The organism is Streptomyces sp. D2-8, assembly GCF_023184515.1.
GTDB lineage: Bacteria > Actinomycetota > Actinomycetes > Streptomycetales > Streptomycetaceae > Streptomyces.
On record NZ_JAAHBP010000003.1, the window covers coordinates 843094 to 863469 of the forward strand.

A 20376-nucleotide genomic window follows, 5' to 3' on the forward strand; every position below is an offset into this window, starting at 1 on the left:
CATCGCGACCCTCGTCGAGGGGCACCCCTGATCCGTTGGGTGCCCTTCTCGCACCTTCCTCGGCCGTCGTCCACGGCATCGTCGACTTCGCCGGCGGTCCGCCCGTCCGGCGCGCACAGCACACGGTCGTCACCTTCCCCGGCCGGTGCGCCGCCGTGCTCCTCCTGCCCGCCGACGCCGTTCATACCTCCGACCCGCTGTGGGGCGCCCGCTGTCCGGCGTCGGCAGCGGCACGGCCATGTGGCTGTGCCGCTGCTCGCCGCCCAGCGGCAGTTGCCCGCCCTCGCCGTGGTCCTGGCCTCCCTCTGCCCGGCCCTCCCCGTTGCTGCTCACCCTGGCCTGACGGGCCCGCCCCGCGACGGCCGGCCATCGGCGGCATCATCCCCAAGTGGCCGAGTAGTGCTGCCGATACGCCTTGCGGTCCTGTTCCGCGCGGATCCACCGGGTCGCCACCAGGGCGACGAGGCTGCCCGCGATGACGAGCACGCCGGGGCCGACATTGCGCGGGTCGGTGAGGCGGCTCAGCAGCGTCGACACGTCCGTGCCCGTGATCGGCGCCGACGAACCCGGTGAGGCGGCGCCCTGCGAGGCCGACGGCGCGGGGGCGGCACCCGTGCCGCCGGCCGACTTGGCCACGATCAGCTTGACCCCCAGCTCGGTCAGCGCCTTCGTCACCGGCTGGAAGAACGTCGTACCGCCCGCCCTGCAGTCCCCGCTGCCGCCCGACGTCAAGCCGAGCGCGACGCCGTCGGCGAACATCGGGCCGCCGCTGTCGCCCGGTTCGGCGCACACGTTCGTCTCGATGAGGCCGGTGACCGTGCCCTCGGGGTAGTTGACCGTCGCGTTGAGCGCGGTCACCTCTCCCTCGCGCAGTCCGCTGGTGCTGCCGCTGCGGAAGATCTTCTGCCCGACCTCCGCATCGGCGACGCCCGTGATCCGCACGCCCTTGCCGTCACCGACCGCCACGACGTCCGCGCCCTTGCCTGCACGGCCGGCGTCGTACTTCACCAGGGAGTAGTCGTCGCCGGGAAAGCTCCCCCTGAGCGATGTGCCGACCTGCTCCCGGCCTTGGTCGTCGGCGAACCAGATGGAACCGTCGGGCCCGCAGTGCCCGGCCGTGAGGATGTAGTCGCTCTTCCCGTCGGTCACGTTGAACCCCGCCGAACAGCGCCCGGCGGTGGACAGGATGGGCTGCGCGCCGTTGACCCGTGTCGTGAACGTGCCCTCGGTGCGCTCCATGCGCACGAAGGAGCCGATGCGTTCGGCGACCTCGGTCATCCGCGACCAGTCGGAGGCGGAGACGGTGGTGTCGCCCCGTACCACCACCTGGTTGTTCTTGTAGTCCAGGGCCCACGAGGTTCCGGCGACTCTGGGTGCCGAACGCAACGCGGCCGCGGCGGACTTGAGGTCGCTCATGCTGTGGCTGACCATCTTCGCCTGCGCGCCGGCGCGCTTCACCTCGGCGGCCGCCTTCTCATCGGTGACCGCGACGACCGGCCGCCCGGCCGAGTCGAGCCAGCTGCCCGCCGTGCGGGAGTTCCCCAGCCGGGACATGAGGTCGGTGCCCTCCCCGGTCGCCGGCGGCGCAGTGAACGGGACACCGATGGTCGGGGTCGGGGGCTCGCTCGCCACGGCGTTGGTGACCATCGCTCCTCCGAGGAGGAGTCCGCCGACGGCCGCCAGCCGTGTCACTCGCCGGACGACCCGTCGTCGTGCGTGCCTCATGCATGGCTCCCGAACCCGAACATCACGGTGCGAACACCGCGGGGCCCTCCTTGAGTTGAGCGCCCTTCATCCATACGGGTCGCAGTCGCGCCGCGTTCAGCGCGCCGGGGATCTCTTCGGCGTCATCCGGCGAGCGGGGCCGCGAGCAGGGCCCCGCTGCGCGCGTCGCCCCACACCGAGTCCGGATCGACGTAGGGCCGCAGCAGAGCGGTGAGCGCGGGGTCCCCGCGGCCGTTCAGCTCGTCGGAGGCGATCTTGCGGGCGATCCCGGCGAGGAAGTCCGCCACCTGCACCCGCGCGTCGTCGCGCGCGACGACCAGCCGCAGCCCGGCCAGGCCGATCCCGGCCCGTCGGGCCGTGCCCTCGATCCACGCGATGCGGTCCGGCGTCAGCATGTTCTGCCGGTCGTGCACCAGGTGGACCGGCCGCCCGTCACGGCTCCACAGCGCGGCCGTCCGCACGATCGCCGGGAGCAGCGGGTTGAGCAGCGGGATCAGGGGCGGCCCGGCCAGGCAACCGTCCCGGTAGGAGACCGCGCGGGGCCGGGTCGCGGCGAGCCGCTCCAGGATCCTCGCCGCGTCCGTCCGCGGGTGCGCGCGGCGCAGGGCGTCGACCGTGCCGTAGAAGGCGTCCACCGGGTCCCCGTCGTGACGGACCCGCAGCAACTGGTTGGCCGCCTCCAGGAACGCCCGCCAGCCGTCCTCCCCGAAGGCCGGGCGCCCCGCGCGGAACAGGGCGGCGGCCTCGGCCGCGTCGCCCAGCAGCAGGCCGAGGGTCCGGTCCACCACGAAGAACGTCTTCTCCATGAGGTGCACCCGCGCCTGCCCGTCGATCGGCCCCTGCGGCGCGAGCAGCCACTCCAGCACCGCGCGGTGCTTCTCCCGCAGCAGATGGTTCGCCTTGTACTCCTCGGCCGGAGAGCGGATCCGGTCCCGGATCTCTCCCACCGCCGCCGCGGCCGACGCCACGGACAGGGAGACGCCGGCGTGGGCGAACACGTCCGTGTTCCCGCCGGTGAGGTTCTCACCGTCCGACCCCGACTCGTCGCAGGCGATCTCCAGCAACGCGCCCGCCGCCCCGCCCCGCTCCCCGTCCACAAGATTCCCGGTCACCGCACGGCCCCCTATCGTGTGCCCATGACCAGGATCCCGCACGAGACGTCCGGTGAACCGAATCCCCTGCAAGCCCTCACCCTCGACCGCCTCCGGCAGCGCACCAGCATGAAGTGGCGCGCCTACCCGCAGGACGTGCTGCCGCTGTGGGTGGCCGAGATGGACGTGCCGCTCGCCGAGCCCGTCGTGCGCGCCGTCACCGACGCGCTCCACCTCGGTGACACCGGCTACCCGGCCGGCACGGCCTACGCGCAGGCCCTGGCCGCCTTCGCCGGGAAGCGGTGGGGCTGGGACGGGCTCGCCGTGGAGCGCACAGCGATCGTGCCGGACGTCATGATGGGTGTCGTCGAGATGCTCAAACTGGTCACCGGCCCCGGCGACACCGTGGTCGTGAACCCGCCCGTGTACCCGCCGTTCTACCCGTTCGTGGAGCACATGGACCGGCGGGTGGCCGAGGCCCCGCTCGGGGCGGACGAGCGCATCGACCTCGGTGTCCTGGAGGAAACCTTCCGGCAGGCCGTGGCGGACCGGCGCCGGGCCGCCTACCTGCTGTGCAACCCCCATAACCCGACCGGCACCGTGCACACCGCCGAGGAGCTGTCCGCCGTCGCGGGGCTCGCCGAGCGGTACGGCGTGCGTGTCGTCGCCGACGAGATCCACGCCCCCCTCGTGGTCGGCGGCGCCGGCTTCGTGCCGTATCTGAGCGTGCCGGGCGCCGAGCGCGGCCTGTCGCTGATGTCGGCCTCCAAGGGCTGGAACCTGGCCGGGCTCAAGGCCGCCCTCGCGATCGCCGGGCCCGGGGCCGCCGCCGACCTGGAGCGGATGCCCGAGGAGGTGGGGCACGGTCCGAGCCACGTCGCCGTCATCGCCCACACCGCCGCCCTGCGCGACGGCGTCGCCTGGCTGGACGCCCTGCTGGCCGGCCTCGACGGCAACCGGCGGCTGCTCACGGACCTGCTGGCCGAGCACCTGCCCGCGATCCGCTACCGGCCGGGCGACGCCACCTACCTGGCCTGGCTCGACTGCCGCGCCCTCGGGCTCGGCGACGACCCGGCCGACGTCTTCCTGCACCGCGGCCGCGTCGCCCTCAACTCCGGCCTCCCCTTCGGCACCGGCGGCTCCGGCCACGTCCGCCTCAACCTGGCGACCTCGCAGGAGGTGCTCACGGAGGCGGTGCGCAGAATGGCGGCGGCGCTGCACTGACCCCGGGGGCACGCTCGTACACTGCCCGCCATGGACGACAGGACCCTGGACGAACTCGGCGCGGGCAAATACCTGCTGATCACCAGCTACCGCAAGAACGGTACGCCGGTCGCCACCCCGGTCTGGGTGGTACGCGACGGGGACGCGCTCGGCGCGTGGACGCCCGCCGGCTCCTGGAAGGTGAAGCGGATCCGCAACCGGGCCGATGTCCTCGTCGGCCCCTGCGACCTGCGCGGCAACCCCACCGGCGACCAGGTGCCCGCGACGGCGGAGATCTGCGACCCGGCCACCACCGCCCGCTACCGGAAGCTGATCGCCCGCAAGTACGGCCTGACGGGCCGGCTGACCCTGCTCGGCAGCCGGCTGCGCCGGGGCCTGGACGGCACCGTGGGCATCCGCATCACCCTGTGACGTTCAGCAAGCGCTTTCGGTCGCAGGAGAGTGGACGCCCGGTCCGCGGGAAAGGGCACCTGCCATGAGCCGAACTCCCGTCCTGCGCGCAGCCGTCGTCGGCACCGGCCACCGGGCCCAGCTGTTCACCCGTGGCCTCGCCGAACGCCCCGGCCACGTCGTGGCCGCGCTGTGCGACCCCAGCCCGACCCGGATGGCCTTCCACAACCGGCTGCTGGCCGAGACCGGCGCACCGGCCGCCACCACGTGGGAGCCCGACCGCTTCACCGACCTGCTCGCCGAGGAGGGCATCGACGAGGTCGTCGTCACCACCGTCGACGCCGAGCACGACCGTTACATCGTCCCGGCCCTCGAGGCGGGCTGCCGGGTCGTCACCGAGAAACCGATGACCGTCGACGCCGGGCGCTGCGCCCGCATCCTCGGCACCGTCCGCGAGACCGGCAACTCCCTGACCGTCGCCTTCAACTACCGTTTCAACCCCGTGCACGAGAAGGTCCGCGCCCTGCTCGCCGACGGCGCGATCGGCGAGGTGCTGTCGGTCCACTTCGAGTGGCTGCTCGACGTACGGCACGGCGCCGACTACTTCCGCCGCTGGCACCGCGAGAAGCGCCACAGCGGCGGCCTGATGGTGCACAAGTCCTCGCACCACTTCGACCTGGTGAACTGGTGGCTCGCCGACGAGCCCCGGGAGGCCTTCGGCTACGGGCGGCTCGGCTTCTACGGCCGCGAGGCGGGGGAGCGGCATGGACTGCGCCGGCACTACGACCGCGCCCACGGCGCCGAGCGGGCCGCCGACGACCCCTTCGCCCTGGACCTCGCGGCCAACGACACCCTGCGCGCCCTCTACCTCGACGCCGAAGGCGACGACGGCTATCTGCGCGACCGCAATGTCTTCGACGGGCCGGTCACCATCGAGGACGACATGTCCGTCCTCGTGCGCTACGCGCGCGGCGCGACCATGACGTACCACCTGAGCGCCTACTCCCCGTGGGAGGGCTACCGGGTGATGTTCAACGGCAGCGCGGGCCGGCTGGAGCTGGAGGTGGAGGAGAGCCGCTGGCAGCCGCCGCCGACCCGGGTCGCCTCGGCGGTCGGCGCGGTGCACGGGGACGCGGCGGCCGAGCACGCGGGCGGCGCCCGCCTGACCCTGCGCCCGCTGTGGCAGCCCCCGGTGGACGTGCCGCTCGCGGTCGCCCACGAGGCCCACGGCGGCGGTGATCCGCGCATGCTCGACGCGCTGTTCGGCCCCGCCGGCCCCCACCGCCCGGCGGACATCGCCGCCGCCACCCATCCGACGGCCACCGAACGCGACGGGGCACTGGCCCTGGCGGTCGGACTGGCGGCCAACCGGAGCTTCGAGACGGGACGGCCGGTGCGCACCGACGACCTGATCGCCGACTGAGGGGACGTCAGCTCCAGGCCCGGTAGGGCTCGTCCAGCAGCTGGAAGACCGGCTCGCCCCGTACCGGGTCCTTGGCCGTGGACAGCCGTACCCGGTCCCCGCTGTGGATGCCGATCGGCGGGCCCATCACCCGGCCGCGCACCACGAAGCCCTCGGACATCTCGATCAGGGAGACGTTGCGCGCCGCGGGGGTGTTGCGGTGCACGACGGTGGAGTGCCGCACCGTGCCCGTGCCCTCGGCGCGCTCCGTGCGCAGCTCGCTGCCCCGGCAGACCGGACAGAGCAGCCGGTGGTACATGGCGGTGCCGCACCAGGTGCAGCGCTGGAAGAGGATGGCCTCCGAGTCCTGGCCCCTCGGGTCGAGCAGACCCGTCGCGGAGCCGGCTGCCTGCTGAGTGACGCTTCCTGAGTGGTACACGCTGGTCAACTCCCTGCACTCGGCCGGAATCCGCGCACGCGATCACCCGCGCACACGTGTGCGCGGTTCGCCGTGCCACCGTGCACGCAGCACAGAGTATGGCACTCAGTGCCACTCGTAAAGGCACTCCGTACCCTCAATGTGCGAAGGCTCAGCCCCGCCCGAGCGTCGCCTCGATCTCCTGCACGACCCGCCACAGCGGTGCCCCGCGCCGCGAGACGACGACCACCACGTCCTCCTCCTGCCGCGCCACGGCCGGCGGCACCGGAGTCCCCCCGAACGCCGACTGCACGTAGGCCAGCGCGTGGCCGACCGCGGTGCTCGCCTCGCCCTGCCCGTCCGAACGCAGCCAGGAGCGCAGCGCGTTGTTGTGCGCCGCGACCACCGCCGCCGCGATCACGTCGGCCTGCAGGGTGCCGTCCCGGCGGGTCGCGAAGCGCCGGCGCAGGTACTCGGCGAGAGCCCGCTCGTAGTGCCACACGACCGACAGCTCGTAGGCGCGCAGCCCCGGCACCTGCTTGGTGAGGCGGTAGCGCTGCACGGAGAACGTCGGGTTCTCGGCGTACATGCGCAGGACGAGCCGGGCCGCGTCGCAGACCCGCCCCACGGGTTCGTCGTCGTCGGAGCCCTCCGCCAGGAAGGCCGTCATGTCGGCCAGGCAGCGCTCGTGGTCGGGGAAGACCACATCCTCCTTGGAGGGGAAGTAGCGGAAGAACGAGCGCCGTCCGACACCGGCGAGCGCCACGATGTCGTCGACTGTGGTCTGCTCGTACCCCCGCTCGAGGAACAGCTGGAAGGCCGCCGCCACCAGGGCGTCCCGCATGGGCGGCTTCCCGGGGCCGGCCTCGGCTTTCTCGGAGCTCATGAGCGCGAACGTAGCACCCGGCACACCACTCGTGGCACTCAGTGCACTCGATGGGAGGTACTGAGTGCACTGCCCGCCGGACCTGAGCGGTCTCTGAACCCCGGGCCCGGCAGCCGCGTATCTAGCGGCAGGACGATCCTCGAAGACGGGCACCCCGGGCCCGGACGAAGGAGAGCAGCGTGTCGACACCGTCCGAGCCCCGGCCGCCGCACGACGGCCCGGCCCTCGAACCCATCCGCGTCCTGCGGCCCCGCCGCACCGACGCGCTCGCGGAGCTGATGCGGGAGTTCCAGCAGGAGAGCGGCCGCGAACCCGAACCCGGCGGCTACGAGTCCGTCGCGCTGCCGGGGCGGCCGGCCGGCTCCGAGGCCCTGACACAGGAAATCCCGCCCGTCGCCCGCGGGACCCGACGGCGTACGGACGCCGTACCCCCGGGAGCCGGGCTGCGCCGCGCCGCCGTCGCGGTGGCCGTCCTCGCGGCCGCGGTGATCGGCTTCGGCGGTGCGCTCCTGCTCCGCGGCGAGCACAGCGCCGACCGCGCGGCGCCCGTGCCCGCACCGCCCCGGTCCACCCCCTCCACCCCCTCCACCCCTGACCCCACACCCACCCCGCCCGCCACCGCACCCGTGGACCCCGACGGCCCCGGCACGCTGCGCGAGGGCGCCACCGGCCCCGAGGTGACCGAACTCCAGCAACGCCTCCTGAACATCCCGGACGTCTACCGGGACGGTTCCACCAGCGGCCGCTACGACCCCACCCTCACCGCGGCCGTCGCCCGCTTCCAGCTCTGGTACGGCATCCGCGGCGACGAGACCGGCGTCTACGGCAACGACACCCGGGCCGCACTGGAGTCCCGCACCCCGGCGGGCTCGAGCTGATGTGTGACCATGGCCGGCATGGACGCGTTCATCGACCGACTGAACCCCGACATGTACGTGGTCACGGCCGCCGCGGGCGGTGAACGGGCGGGCTGTCTGGTCGGGTTCGCCTCGCAGTGCTCGCTTCGGCCCGTGCGGTTCGTGGTGTGGCTGTCCGAGCTCAACCACACCTTCCGGGTGGCCCGGAACGCGGAGGTCCTCGCCGTGCACCTGCTCGGACGCGAACAGCGCGGCCTCGCCGAGCTGTTCGGCGGGCACACCGGCGACCGGACGGACAAGTTCCAGGACGTCCGCCTGCGGGAGGCGTACGGCGGGGCCCTTGTACTGGAGGACGCGCCGGCCTGGTTCGTCGGCCGGATCGTGACGCGCGCGGGCGGCGGCGACCACATCGGCTTCGTCCTCGACCCGGTCGAGTGGGGCGGACACGAGGGGCACGACGGGCCGTTGCTGCGCCTTTCCGACGCCGTCACCATCGACCCGGGTCACCCGGTCGGCTGACGCCGCTCCCCTTCAATCGAACGCCGGGCAAGGGCTGGGGAAAGCAGCGGAACGGCGGGATCACCCGGCGTCACCCTGGACCGGGGCGACGCACGAGGCGCCCGAACCGCCGCGAACCGAAGGCCACGCCCATGAACGGCTCCCGCATCCCCGGCCTGGTGCTGCCCACCCTGTTCCTGCTGGCCCTGCTCGTGGGCCTGTGGTGGTACTGGCGCCACCGCGGGGACTCGTGAGCCGGCGTGGCCCTACCGTTCCCTGACCCCGGGAACCCGGACGTCCACCACGCACACATCGTCCCGCCGCTCGTCCGGCAGCATCCGCGCGAGCAGCGGCCCCAGCGACCCGGGCCCGTCGCCGTGCGGAGCCGCCACCGCCTCGGCGAGCTGCTCCAGACCCCGGTCGATGCTGTCCGGAGGGTGTTCGACCAGGCCGTCGGTGTACAGGATGAGCCGGTCGCCCGGGTCGAGGCGGCACTCCGCCTCCTGGTAGGCCGGGGTGGCGGTCGCCCCGAGCAGCATGCCGCTGGGGCGGCGCAGATACCGCGCCTCGCCGTCACGCAGCAGCAGCGGCGGGGGATGCCCCGCCTGGGCCCAGACCAGGCGCCGGCGGCGGGGGTCGTAGCGGGCCAGCACCATGGTGGCGGTCGCGTGGGAGTCGCGCGAGTGCAGCAGCAACGTGTTCAGCCGGGCGAGCGCGCCGGTCAGGGACGAGCCCGTGATGACCATGCCCTTCGCGGTGAACCGGAGCTGGGCCATGGTGGCCACGGCGTCGACCCCGTGCCCGGCGACATCGCCCACCACCAGCAGTGCGTCACCGTCGGGCAGTTCGATGGCGCTGAACCAGTCACCGCCGACGTGCACACCCGACTGGGCCGGCAGATAGGCGACCTCGACGCGCAGCCCGGCCAGGTGCACCGGCCGGTTGGCCATCGGCAGCAGCGCGTGCTGGAGCCGGGTGGCCAGGGTCCGCTCCGCCCGGAGCACGTCGTGCTGCGTCAGAATGGCCCGCTCGCTCTCGACCAGGGCCAGCTCCGCCTGCCGCCGGGCGGTCATGTCCTGCACGAAGCCGTGCACCTCGACGGGCGTGCCGTGCCGGTCGGCCACCGCCTCGGCCACCAGCCGCAGATGCCGGATGCCGCCGCTCGCGCGGATCCGGAACGGCACGTCGAACGGCCGCCCGTCGTGGACGAGTTCATCGACGGCGCGCGTCAGCGCGGGCGTGTCCTCGGGCAGCGCCAGCTGCGGTACCTCGGACAGGCGCAGCGGGCCGTGCGCCGGGTCCCGGCCGACGAGGGAGAACACCTGGGTCGACCAGGAGGCCTCCTGCGTGGCCAGGTTCCAGTTCGCCCAGCCGAGATTGCCCAGCCGCTGCAGGTCCGCCAGCCGCTGCTCCTGCCGGTCGGAGGAGCCGTGCCGGATCCACGAGACGACGAGGGCGTCCCCCAGGCCCGCCACCCGTGCCGTGTACACGAACAGCTCGGCGACGCCCGCCACGACCTCCTCGTGCGCGAACGGCTCGCCCTCGTATGCCTTTCCGGTGGCCAGCACCCGCAGACAGTCGCGCCACAGCGGCTCGGCCGTCAGGGCCGGCCGCAGCTCCAGCAGCCGCCGCCCGGCCGGTTGCTCACCGGGCCGGCCCAGCAGGTCACCCACCTGTGCGGTCGCGGCCTCCACCCGGAAGTCCTCGGTCTCGCCCGTCGCGGCCCGCAGCGGCGTGAGCAGCATCGCCGCGACCGGCAGCGCCTCGAACAGCGCCTGCACCGCGTCCGTGGCGGCGTCGCCGTCCCGCTCGGGCGGGGTGTCGAAGGCGCGCAGCCGGCCGGCGCACAGCCCGGTGACGCCCCGCAGGTGGGCGCGGTCGCGCGGGGTGAACACCCCGGTACGGCCGCGCAGCACGCCGATGCAGACCTCGGCCGAGCCCGCGGCGAGCACCGGCAGCCAGGCACGCGAGCGCCACCGATCGGGAGGGTCGCCGATGAGCAGGTACCGCCGCTCGTCCGCGGCGAAGTCCTCCAGCCAGCGCGGCTCGCCCGCCCGCAGTGCGTCCAGCGCCGCCATTCCGCTCAGCGGCGGCACCTGGCACCACTGAGCCGCCAGTTTGTCGTCGACGCCCGCGTGCCCGATCAGTTCGAGGCCGCCGTCGGGCCTGCGGGCGTAGATCAGGACCGCGTCCGCCGCCATGTCGGGGCCGAGATGCTCCAGCAGACACCGGGCGAGGTCGTGGGGTGTCGTCACCCGAACGAGGGCCTGGCCGAGTCGGGCCAGGGCGGCGGTGACGTCGTCCGGCGTGGCCGACTGCTCCAGGGCGTCCGCTTCGGAGTCGAAGGCCCCGGCACCGGCGGGCTTGCTCGCTCTGCCCGGGCCGGGCGCCGTGGGCGCGAGACGGCCCAGGGTGATCCAGCACTCCTCCAGCAGGGTGCGACGGGCGGCCTTGGCCCGCTGGAGCAGCTGCTCGCCCGCCGCGTCGGCGGAACACCCGGTCAGCGCCATCACCGCGCCCTTGGCCCGTTCCATGACAGCGGAGCTGGCCGCCTGGTCGCGCAGCCGGTCCAGCTCGGCGCGCTGCCGGGCGACGATCTTGGCCAGTTCGACCAGGTCCGGTGCGGCACCGGGCTGCGCCGGCGTCACGGGCTCGCTCGTCACGCGTTGAGCATTGCACACCAGGCCCGATTCGAAGACCGCCTTGTGCGCGCGGACTGTGCGCTCGCCCCAGGCGCCCCGTCGGTCACATCAGCCCCGCGGGGGACCGGTCAGCCGCCGTCGTGCCGATACAGCCACAGCCGCAGCAGCCGGCTCAGCCGCGGCATCACCAGATAGGTCAGCACCGGCAGCAGCACCAGCGGGAAGACGGCGGCCCGCAGCGGCAGCGGCCAGCCGGTGGTGCGGGGCGCCACCAGCCACTGGATGAGCAGGGTGAAGGGGTAGGCGCCGAGGAAGGTCGTGAGGACCATCTTCCACCGGGGCGGGGCCTGCACGGTGGTGCCCGGCAGGCTGAACCAGGTCTCCATCCCGGTCGTCGACTGGCGTTCGCTGCTGACCTCGGCGGCGATGTCCTCGATCCGCCGGTGCCAGTGCGCGCGCTCCTCGGACTCCAGCCAGGCGGCGAGCCGGTGCTGATCGGACCAGCGCAGCACCGCGTGGTAGCGGTGGCCGTCCTCGGGTGTCAGCCAGGAGACGCCCTCGTTGCCGGGGAACTGTCTGGCGCAGCGGGTGATGCCGTGCGTCCACTCCTCGAACCGCCGCTCCCGGCCGGGACGCACCTGCCAGGTCAGGACCGTGGTGACCGGCTCGCCGCGCCGGGCTTCGGTGGTGCTCATTCCTCCACGTGTGCCACGCGCGGCGCGGGTCATGCCCTCCGGCTCACGGGTGGCGGTTCGCCTCGACCAGGGCCTGGGTGACCGCCCTGACGCTGCGGGCGATGTGCTGGAGCTGCATGACCTCGGCCGCGTACAGCTTGATCGTGTGCTCGATGACCCCCTCGTGCAGGCCGAGTCCGGGCAGGTCGGCGCGGGCGGTCTGCAGGGCGGTGCGGGCGACCCGGATCTCGTTCTGGACCTGGATCTGGGCGTGCCGGGCGAGGAGGACGGGGTGGCGGATGAACACGGGGTATCCGGCGTAGCGCGTGGGGACCAGCTCGCGCAGCCACTTGGCCGCCGAGCGCTCCCAGTCGTAGCTCCCGGGGGTCTTGACCTGGCAGGGCCAGTCCGGGCTGATGCGCGTGGTCGTCAGGTGCATGATCATCGCTTCCGGGTGTGCGGCGTCGTGAGGGTGAACGACGGGTCGGGGCGGCCCCGGCCTAGGGGATGGCCGGGGCCGCCACGAACACCCGGGACCCGGAGTGGGTAGGACCCGGCTCCACGGGTGCGGAACGGATCCGGAACTACCGGGTCGCGATCCGTGAGCAGTATTTATATATGCCATCCGGTTTGCAAGGAGCATGAAAACATTCATGCGCGCTTTGTTGCGGATGGCTCCCATGTGGGGTCCGCCGCGCGCCGCTCAGTCCCTGAGGAAGAACTGGTGCTGGTCGGCGACCTGCTCGTACTCCTCCAGCCGCGCCTGCGTCCGCTCCGGATCCGCGTCCGTCATGGCCTGCAGCAGCGCCGAGCACATCACACCCGGCGCCGCGTAGGAGTCGAAGACCAGTCGCGAACCGGTCCCGATGGCGAAGACGACGTCGGCCTCGTCCGCCAGCGGCCCGAGCGCCAGGTCGGTGATCAGGGCGACCTTGAGCCCGGCTCCGCGCGCGACCCGCACCGCGGTCAGGGTCTCCTGGGCGTGCCGGGGCATGGAGAACGCCAGCACCCACGTACCGCCCGCCTCACGCGACTGCAGCAGCGCGTCGTAGGCGACGCTGCCGCCCCGCGTCACGAGCCGTACGTCCGGATGGATCCGGCGGGCGGCATAGGCGAAGTACTCGGCGAGCGAGACGGAGATGCGCAGCCCGAGGACCGTCAGCGGGGCGGACGAGGAGAGCTTGCGGCCGACGTCGATGACCACGCTCGGGTCGGCCAGGTCCCGCCGCAGGTTCTCCAGGTTCTCGATCTCGGTGTCGACCGCCGCCTGCAGTTCGTTGCCCCGGTTCTCCTCGGCCGGGCCGACGGCGAGGGTGCCCAGCGCGATCGACTGGAGCTTCTCCCGCAGCGCCGGGTAACCGCTGAAGCCGACCGCCGAGGCGAACCGCGTCACCGAGGGCTGGCTGACGCCGACCCGGTCCGCGAGATCCGTGATCGACAGGAACGCCGCCTCGGTGATGTGCTCGATCAGGTACTGCGCGATGCGCCGCTGCCCCGGGGACAGCCGGGGCCGGTCGAAGAGCGACCTGAGCTGGGCGGACGGGGAGACCTCCGCTTCGGGGGCGGCCTTCCCCGAGGTGATCGCGGATGCCTGTGCGCGTGCCTGCTGCGGCGATGGCACCGGTGCGCCTCCTTCGTCTCCCACGGACGTTCAACATAGCTCACGCACCGTAGTGACCAGGGCGTCATCGGGCAGCATGAGCGGCCCGGAGCTGGGATACCCGTACGCCCGGCGGGAACCCGCCCCCTCACACGATGCAGAGAGGAGCGTCATGACCGTCCCCGAGGAGAACCGGCCCAAGACGGAGACCACCGGTGACCTGCTGGATCACCAGGACGAGAACCGCACCCGCCCGCCGGGCGGGACCGGCCGCACGATGCGCGAGGCCTTGGAGGAGGCCGAGGTGCGCCCCGACGACTACGACGACCGGTAGGGCCTCCCCTCCCCGGCACCCCGACCGAACCGACGACGCTTGCGGCAGGTGAGACGGCATGGGCGCGCTGAGTGCGCTGGAACAGACCCTGGAGAACCGCTTGGACGCGCTGTGGGCGCGGCTCCTCGACAAGGAACCGGTCGAGGTCCTCGACGCCCTGCGACGCGAGTGCGACAACAACGCCGTCGTGTGCCGTGAGGGCCGCGTCATGGTCCCCAACGCCTACGACGTGGAACTGCCCGACGACGTACACGACCACCTGACCCGCACCGGCACCGATGTGGGACAGGCCCTCACCGACAGCCTGTCCCGCCACGCGGAACGCCGCGGCTACGAATTCGCCGGCCCGCTGGCGGTCCACGTGGCGAGGTGCCCCGACGTGCCCAACGGCCGCTATCGGGTGGCCGGGCGGGTCATGCGGAACGTGAGTGCGGACGGCTTCTTCTACGCCACGCACTGACGAAGGCGCGCCACAGCACTCAACGGCGATACAGCGTGATCGAGTGCCCGACGTCATCGACGGGGCGGCTGCTGCCGATCAACTCGGCCAGCCGCCCCGTGGCCTTCGCGGCCGCCGAGTCCGACACGGCCAGCAGTCCCCGGACCTCACGGACCGGCACCCGCCGGGGATCCGAGGCCTCGATGCCGTAGAAGGCAGGCACCCCGCTCCCCTTGTACACGAGCCACACCCGCTCACCCCGGTACCGCTCACGCAGCCGGTCCGAGAGCCGCCCGAGATCCTGCCCCCAGTCCACGTTCGAGTCGTGCAGCCACTCCCGGGTCCGGCCCGGCCCCCCGAACGCCTCGTTGGAGTACGGCAGATAGTAGGGACAGGCCCGCACCGAACTCACGGCGGTGAACGCCACCAGCACGGCCGCTCCCACGGACACCCACCGTCGCCGCGCCACGAGCACGCACCCCGCCGCCACCGCGAGGAACAGCGGCAGGAACACGGCGTACCGGGTCCCGAAGTCCCGCGCCCCCTGCATGGCCGCCGCCAGCAGCACCAGGGGAGCGGCCAGCACATACGGCGCGGCGGGCCGCAGCCGCCGGACCGCGACCACGGCCACGGCACCCCCGGCCCACAGCGCGAGCATCCCCAGCGGGGTCTTCACCAGCAGCGCGGCCGGCAGGTAGTACCAGAGCGAGCCGTCGTAGAGCCGCCCGAACAGAAAGCCCTGCCAGGGCCGGTTCTCCAGCCCGAACTGCACCCGCATCCCGTCCCGGTACGCCTCCGGGAAGGGCAGGAGCCGAACCAGCAGCCCCCGCAGGCCGTGCACCACGGGCACATGCTGTTCCGGAGTCCAGCGCAGCCGTGGATCGACCATCAGATACGTGACCCACACGACCGCGATCGCGGCCAGGGCCACCCCGCCGGCGCCGGCCACCGCACGCGGGAGGCGCCGGCCTCCCGCGGACGCCCGCCACACGGATACCCCGGCCAGCACCGTCAGCACCGGCACAGCGGGCAACGTACTCATCTTCGTGGCCAGTGCGGCGCCGAGCGCCACCCCCGCGAGCGGCACATACAGCCGCGGACTCCGGCGCGCCCGCCACACCAGCCACGCCGAGGTCAGCACGAAACCGGCGGCCGGCACATCGAGCGTGGCGAGCGAACCGTGGGCGATGACGTCGGGGGAGAAGCAGTACAGCGCGAGCGCGGCCAACGCCGCGACGGGCCCGGCCAGTTCACGGGCGAAGGCGAACACCACCAGCCCGAACGACAGGGTCAGGGCGATCACCGGAAGGCGGGCCCAAAGCATCAGCCGCCGGGGGTCGTTGCCCGACTCGTACAGCAGATGCCGGCCCGTCTGCCCCTGGTCCCCGGCGAAGCCCGGGTCGACCTGCGGATCCGCGAGGGCGACCCCCGCACCGATGACCAGCTTGCCGAGCGGCGGGTGCTCGGGGTTGTGCCGCAGCCGGTGCTCGTGCACGTACTCCGAGGCCGCGCCCACGTACACCGGTTCGTCGATGGTCGGGGTCTGCTGCACGGCGGTCGTGACCATCGCGAAGGCCATCTGGGCGAGCAGCACGGCCACGAGGAGCGGCACCGGCCACCGTCTGCCGGGCCGGCGCGCGCCGTCCGCCGGTGCCGGGGGCGAGAGCGACACGGGCCGGGGAACGGCGGGAGCGATCCGGAGGTCCCTCATGGACCCACTCTGCATCAGCTCCCGCCGTGGAAAGCGCTACCGCCTCACGAGTCGCACCGACAGACCGTCAGCCGTGTGGACGGGCACGGCTCGCAGCGTCTTCGAGTCCAGCTCGACACGGTCGAACCGGCCGCGCAGCTGCGCGGCGGACAGGACCGGAACGGTGGTCCCCGCGACCGGCGGCCGCTCGGCGTCGAGCCGCAGCGACAGCACGCTGCCCCGGCCCAGCAGCACCCGCCGGTCCACCGTGAGGGCCGGGCCGTGGTTCCGGCGCAGCAGCAGCTCCAGCGTCGACTCGCCCTCCTGGACGTACGAGCCGCACACCCGCAGCACCTTGTCCGCGCGCAGGGTGCCGCCCGTGACCCGGACGTCGCCCTCGCCCAGGGCGCCCGGCGACGCGGCGACCAGCGTGCCGGCCTCCAGGACGGTCCCGCCGTGGTAGCGGTTGTGGCCCGTCAGGGTGAGCGTGCCCGAGCCGCGCTTGGTCAGACCGCCGTCGCCGTCGATGTCGTTGCGCCAGCTGTCGGCCGCGTGGAAGCCGCCGGCCGCCGCGTCCAGCGTCACGGTGACGTCCCGGTCGAAGGCGCCGTAGCCGTCCGCCGCGGCGAACAGGTTCAGCCGGCCCCACTGCTCGAAGCCGTCCAGCAGGACATACCCGGAGGGCAGCGCGGTCGTCCGCAGCACCTCGCGCCGCTGGGCCGCGGTCAGGTACGGCAGCCGCGTCTCCAGCAGCACCTCCGCGCCCTTCGGCACGGTGAGCGGGTCCTTTCGGCCGCGGCGCGGCAGGATGTACGTCAACTTGGGCCCGACCGCGCGGGCGTTGGCCTCGCGGTCGGCATAGGCGTCCCCGTCGCCCGGGTGGGCGTGGCCGTACAGCGTGTCCGCCGTCGTGCCGGTCCGCTCCGTGAAGTAGGCGAGGGCCTGGGCGCGGGCCGCGGCCTTGAGTTCCGCGTTCGCCGGGTCGGCCAGGGCCGCGGCCGTCAGGGCGGTGGCCATGATCCGGCCGCCGATGACGTCGACGGGGGAGTGCATGCCCGCCATGATCCGGGTGTGGCTCAGCTCGAACGTCCGCGTCACCAGCTCCTGGAACCGCTCCGGCACCGCGTACGCGAAGGCCAGACCGGCCAGGTGGAAGGCGTTGGTGTGGCCGCTGGGGAAGCCGCCGTCCTCCTGCGCGTTCTCGGAGCGCTGGCGCAGCAGCTGCGGGGCGACGACGACGTCCGAGTCGTACACCGGGTAGCCCAGCGCGTCCTTCTTCCCGGTGTCGACGACCTCGCTGTCCTCGTTCATCCGCCACGGGCGCGGGTACTGGAAGGCGAACTTGCCCGGGTTGCCCGAGGCGAACGGCCCGCGCACCGTGTCGACCAGCTTGGCCACCTGGCCGAGGTCCGACTCGTACGAGCCCGCCCCGAGGGCGGATCCGGCCGGGGCGTCGTCGGGCAGGGTGTCGTGGACCTTCCCGTCAGGTGTGCCGTCCGGGGCGGTGGTGATCGACGTGACCGCCTTGGCGCCCTCCTTGTAGAGCTCGGCCAGCGGACCGAGAGCGGCGATCATGGCGTAGCTCTGGTGCTGGCGGTCGTAGAGGAAGGCCTCCTTGGCCTGGGCCTCGGTGCGGGCCTGCGTGAGACGGGCGCAGTAGCGCATGTTGGCGCGCAGCACCTCGCGGTCCAGGACCCGGCCGGTGTTCCAGGCGTCGCCGGTCTTCCAGACCTTCGACATGCAGCCCAGGACCCGGACGACGGCGTTGGTCTCCGGGGTCAGGTTCGTGAGGACGTTCGACTTGTAGTCGTCGACGAACGCGGCGAAGCCCGTGGCGGCCTTCGCGTCCGCGGCGCCGAGCCACGAGACGAGGGTCGGTGCGGCGAGCAGGCCCGCCGAGGCGCCGAGGGAGGTCTGGAGGAAGCCCCGCCTGCTCACGGTGGCGGCGGAGCGGTGCCCGGCTGATGACGGCATGGGTGCGCCTCTCTGGAGTTCTGCGAAGAAGATGTCGTTGGCGTTGCGCGACGGTGCTTCGGCCGTGCGGCCGGGGAGATGCGGCGTGTGCGACTTCTGGTGCCTCTGACGGCTTCTGTGGCACCTGTTGTGTACGAGCGAAGATCTACGGCCGTGGTGTGACCTTTCGAAGAGAGGTCGGCCACCGGCCGGTGTCCGGAAGGTGAACGGCGGCAGCTCGCCTCACAAGAGCGAACGGGCCAGGGCCAGCGCGCCCGCGACCGGCGGCACCCGCAGCGGCTGCGGCCGGGCCCCGGGCAGGGATTCGGCCAGCGCGGAGGCGAACGCCTCGTACAGCGCGGGCTGGGCGAGCACCGTGCCGCCCGCCACCACCACGTCGTCCACGGGGACCCCGCGGGCGGCGAGCCGTACGACGAGCCCGGCGAGCGCCCGGCCGCCGTCCGCGATCACGGCCCGGGCCGGCGGCGAGCCCGCCTCGGCGGCGGCGAACACGGCGGGGGAGCGGCGGCCCCACTCGGCGGAGACGTCCGTGGCGGACTCCAGGGCGGCTCCGAGCGCGGGCACCTCGGCCACCCCGAACGCGGCGACCAGCCCGGTCGCCAGCGCGTCGGGCTCCTCACCGCGGTCGTGCGCGGCCCAGACGGCCCGCGCGGCCTCACGGACGAGGCCGGCCGCGCCGCCCTCGTCGCCGAGTACCGCGCCCCAGCCGCCGACCTGGACCGCGGCACCGTCGGGCAGCCGCCCCACCGCGACCGAACCGGTACCGGCGACCAGACCGACACCCTTGTCCAGCCCCGCGGCCGGTACGAGCAGTTCGGCATCGCCCACGACGAGCGCGGGCACCCCGAGCCGCTCCTGAAGGGCGGCCCGGATGCCCGCGCACTGGCGTGGCGTCTCGCAGGCGTGACCGCCCACGGCGAGCGCGGACGGTCGTGCGTGAGACGGCAGGGCGTCGGCGACCAGGGCGGCCAGCCAGTCGGCGGCGGCCCCGGGGTCGTGCGGTCGCCATCCCGTACTGCTGCGCACACGGTCGACGGTGTCCTCGTCGCCCGCGACAGCGCGCAGCTGCGTCTTGGTGCCGCCCACGTCGATACCGACCGCGTAAGGCGTGGAGTCCTGCACGGGTCCTCTTTCGTCGTTGCGCGGCACGGCGACGGCAGGCGAACCGCCCGTCGTACCACGGCAGTTGAAGAGGTAGGGAAGCCCCGGGACGGGCTTCTGCGGAACACGGCAGGCGAGTACCGTGAAGTTCGTTAGGAAGTTAACTAACGAAGTAGGGTGCGTCAAGAGGCACGGAATTCCCGATGCCGCGCGACCCTTGCGGCCGTCCCGCTCGGCCGCAGCACGACCTGGGGAGACCATGCACCTGAGTGAGAGTGCCCGTGTGGTGTTCGACGTACTGGCCGGGTCGGGCACGGCCACCCGCCCCCAGCTGGCGGCCGGTGCGGGCCTTTCCAAGCCGACCGTCTCCACCGCCGTGGCGGAACTCGAGGCCGTCGAGCTCGCCGCCCACTCCGGGCGGGCCTCCGGCGGCACCGGCCGCAGCGCCGCCGTCTACCGGCTCGGCCCGGCCTCCGGCGCGGTGCTCGCCGTCGACCTGGGCCCCGCCAGGACCCGGGTGCGCGGTTGCGCCCTGGACGGCACACTGCTCGCCGAGGGCACCGGGTCCCGGCCGGAGGCCGCCGGCACCGTCCGCAAGGTCCTCGACGCGCTGCCCGCCGGGGCCCCGCTGCGGGCCGTCGTCGTCGCCGTCGGCGACGTCACCACCCGGGACCGCGAGGGCGCCGGGGAACGCCCCGCGACCGCCAAGGCCGGTCCCGTCTTCGACGCCATGGCCGTCGCGCTGCCCGAGGGCGTCCCCGTTCACCTGGAGAACAACGTCAACTGCGCCGCCCTCGCCGAACTGCACGAAGGCGCCGCCGTCGGCCGCGAGACCTTCGGCTACCTGCGCATCGGCGTCGGCATCGGTCTCGCCGTCGTCATCGGCGGCCGGGTGCTGCGCGGCGCGAACGGCGCCGCCGGTGAGGTGGCCCGGCTGCCCTACCCCTGGGACGAGAGCCGCGCCCCGCGCCACGAGGGCCTGGAGCAGCGCATGGGGTCGCGCACGCTGCTGCGCCGGGCGGCCGAGGCCTGGCGGGACACCGACGGCCCCCGCCCGCGCACCGCCGAGCGGCTCCTCGCCCTCTCCGGGCAGGGGCATGTCACGGCCCGGTCCGTGATCGACGAGCACGCCGCCGATGTGGGCCGGCTCGCCGCCGCCGTCGCCGCCGTACTGGACCCCGGCCTGATCGTCCTGGGGGGCGGTACCGGAGCGGATCCGCAGCTCCTGCCCGGGGTGCGGGCCGAGCTGGACCGGCTGAGCTGGCCCACCGAGGTGGTCAGCAGCGTGGTGGGGGACGCCGGCACGGTGGCGGGCGCCAGCAGGCTCGCGGTCGCCCATGGAATTCAAACCGTGACCGGAGCTGTGCGGGCGAAGCATTGACGGCTGCGCCATCGGTCTGCCAATGTCCGGACAAGCGCTTTCTGAGTCGG

19 protein-coding genes are annotated in these 20376 nt (G+C 73.5%); 8 read left to right on the forward strand and 11 right to left on the reverse strand.

Going from position 1 to position 20376, the window contains the following annotated elements:
• Positions 1–378: 378 nt before the first annotated feature.
• Both G3I77_RS10205 and G3I77_RS10210 read right to left on the reverse strand, forming a co-directional pair.
• Positions 379–1725, reverse strand: coding sequence for a S1 family peptidase (locus G3I77_RS10205; protein ID WP_248502349.1), 1347 nt, complete (start codon positions 1723–1725; stop codon positions 379–381).
• A gap of 122 nt (positions 1726–1847) precedes the next feature.
• Positions 1848–2837, reverse strand: coding sequence for a hypothetical protein (locus G3I77_RS10210; protein WP_248502351.1), 990 nt, complete (start codon positions 2835–2837; stop codon positions 1848–1850).
• Between the two features lie 24 nt (positions 2838–2861).
• Between G3I77_RS10210 and G3I77_RS10215 the strand changes: the two genes are divergently transcribed.
• The 3 genes from G3I77_RS10215 (at position 2862) to G3I77_RS10225 (ending at position 5853) form a co-directional block, all read left to right on the forward strand.
• A complete protein-coding gene (locus G3I77_RS10215; RefSeq protein ID WP_248502353.1) occupies positions 2862–4040 on the forward strand; it encodes a MalY/PatB family protein in 1179 nt (392 codons plus the stop codon).
• Positions 4041–4070: 30 nt separating this feature from the next.
• A complete protein-coding gene (locus tag G3I77_RS10220) occupies positions 4071–4451 on the forward strand; it encodes a PPOX class F420-dependent oxidoreductase (protein WP_248502355.1) in 381 nt (126 codons plus the stop codon).
• Positions 4452–4515: 64 nt separating this feature from the next.
• The gene (locus tag G3I77_RS10225) at positions 4516–5853 is read left to right on the forward strand and encodes a Gfo/Idh/MocA family protein (RefSeq protein WP_248502357.1); all 1338 of its coding nucleotides are present in this window, start codon (positions 4516–4518) and stop codon (positions 5851–5853) included.
• A 7-nt stretch (positions 5854–5860) separates the two neighbouring features.
• Here the strand turns inward: G3I77_RS10225 and G3I77_RS10230 are convergent, their stop codons facing one another.
• Together G3I77_RS10230 and G3I77_RS10235 are read right to left on the reverse strand one after the other, a co-directional pair.
• Positions 5861–6271 carry a Zn-ribbon domain-containing OB-fold protein gene (locus G3I77_RS10230; RefSeq protein ID WP_248502359.1) on the reverse strand — a complete coding sequence of 137 codons (411 nt, stop codon included), beginning with the start codon at positions 6269–6271 and terminating at the stop codon, positions 5861–5863.
• 151 nt (positions 6272–6422) lie between these two features.
• The gene (locus tag G3I77_RS10235; RefSeq protein WP_248502644.1) at positions 6423–7094 is read right to left on the reverse strand and encodes a TetR family transcriptional regulator; all 672 of its coding nucleotides are present in this window, start codon (positions 7092–7094) and stop codon (positions 6423–6425) included.
• A 221-nt stretch (positions 7095–7315) separates the two neighbouring features.
• Between G3I77_RS10235 and G3I77_RS10240 the strand changes: the two genes are divergently transcribed.
• Positions 7316–8014 (forward strand): peptidoglycan-binding domain-containing protein, encoded by a 699-nt coding sequence (locus G3I77_RS10240; protein WP_248502361.1) that lies wholly within the window; start codon positions 7316–7318, stop codon positions 8012–8014.
• Positions 8015–8023: 9 nt separating this feature from the next.
• Positions 8024–8512, forward strand: coding sequence for a flavin reductase family protein (locus G3I77_RS10245; protein WP_248502363.1), 489 nt, complete (start codon positions 8024–8026; stop codon positions 8510–8512).
• Positions 8513–8757: 245 nt separating this feature from the next.
• Here the strand turns inward: G3I77_RS10245 and G3I77_RS10250 are convergent, their stop codons facing one another.
• From G3I77_RS10250 to G3I77_RS10265, 4 genes are all read right to left on the reverse strand, one after another.
• Positions 8758–11154, reverse strand: coding sequence for a SpoIIE family protein phosphatase (locus G3I77_RS10250; protein WP_248502365.1), 2397 nt, complete (start codon positions 11152–11154; stop codon positions 8758–8760).
• Between the two features lie 107 nt (positions 11155–11261).
• Positions 11262–11828, reverse strand: coding sequence for an antibiotic biosynthesis monooxygenase (locus G3I77_RS10255; protein ID WP_248502367.1), 567 nt, complete (start codon positions 11826–11828; stop codon positions 11262–11264).
• 43 nt (positions 11829–11871) lie between these two features.
• A complete protein-coding gene (locus G3I77_RS10260) occupies positions 11872–12252 on the reverse strand; it encodes a hypothetical protein (RefSeq protein ID WP_248502368.1) in 381 nt (126 codons plus the stop codon).
• A 258-nt stretch (positions 12253–12510) separates the two neighbouring features.
• Complete coding sequence (locus G3I77_RS10265) at positions 12511–13428, reverse strand: MurR/RpiR family transcriptional regulator (RefSeq protein WP_248502370.1); 918 nt, start codon at positions 13426–13428, stop codon at positions 12511–12513.
• Between the two features lie 151 nt (positions 13429–13579).
• Here G3I77_RS10265 and G3I77_RS10270 point away from each other — a divergent pair, with 151 nt between their 5' ends.
• Positions 13580–13741 carry a hypothetical protein gene (locus G3I77_RS10270; protein ID WP_248502372.1) on the forward strand — a complete coding sequence of 54 codons (162 nt, stop codon included), beginning with the start codon at positions 13580–13582 and terminating at the stop codon, positions 13739–13741.
• A gap of 58 nt (positions 13742–13799) precedes the next feature.
• Positions 13800–14201 (forward strand): DUF3662 domain-containing protein, encoded by a 402-nt coding sequence (locus tag G3I77_RS10275; RefSeq protein ID WP_248502374.1) that lies wholly within the window; start codon positions 13800–13802, stop codon positions 14199–14201.
• Positions 14202–14220: 19 nt separating this feature from the next.
• On the opposite strand, the gene G3I77_RS10280 is transcribed toward G3I77_RS10275, so the two are convergent.
• The 3 genes from G3I77_RS10280 to G3I77_RS10290 form a co-directional block, all read right to left on the reverse strand.
• Positions 14221–15891 carry a phospholipid carrier-dependent glycosyltransferase gene (locus G3I77_RS10280; protein WP_374385375.1) on the reverse strand — a complete coding sequence of 557 codons (1671 nt, stop codon included), beginning with the start codon at positions 15889–15891 and terminating at the stop codon, positions 14221–14223.
• Positions 15892–15927: 36 nt separating this feature from the next.
• Complete coding sequence (locus tag G3I77_RS10285; RefSeq protein ID WP_248502376.1) at positions 15928–17844, reverse strand: phosphatase PAP2 family protein; 1917 nt, start codon at positions 17842–17844, stop codon at positions 15928–15930.
• A 222-nt stretch (positions 17845–18066) separates the two neighbouring features.
• The gene (locus G3I77_RS10290; RefSeq protein ID WP_248502377.1) at positions 18067–18966 is read right to left on the reverse strand and encodes a BadF/BadG/BcrA/BcrD ATPase family protein; all 900 of its coding nucleotides are present in this window, start codon (positions 18964–18966) and stop codon (positions 18067–18069) included.
• A gap of 238 nt (positions 18967–19204) precedes the next feature.
• Between G3I77_RS10290 and G3I77_RS10295 the strand changes: the two genes are divergently transcribed.
• A complete protein-coding gene (locus tag G3I77_RS10295; protein WP_248502379.1) occupies positions 19205–20326 on the forward strand; it encodes an ROK family protein in 1122 nt (373 codons plus the stop codon).
• Positions 20327–20376: the final 50 nt, after the last annotated feature.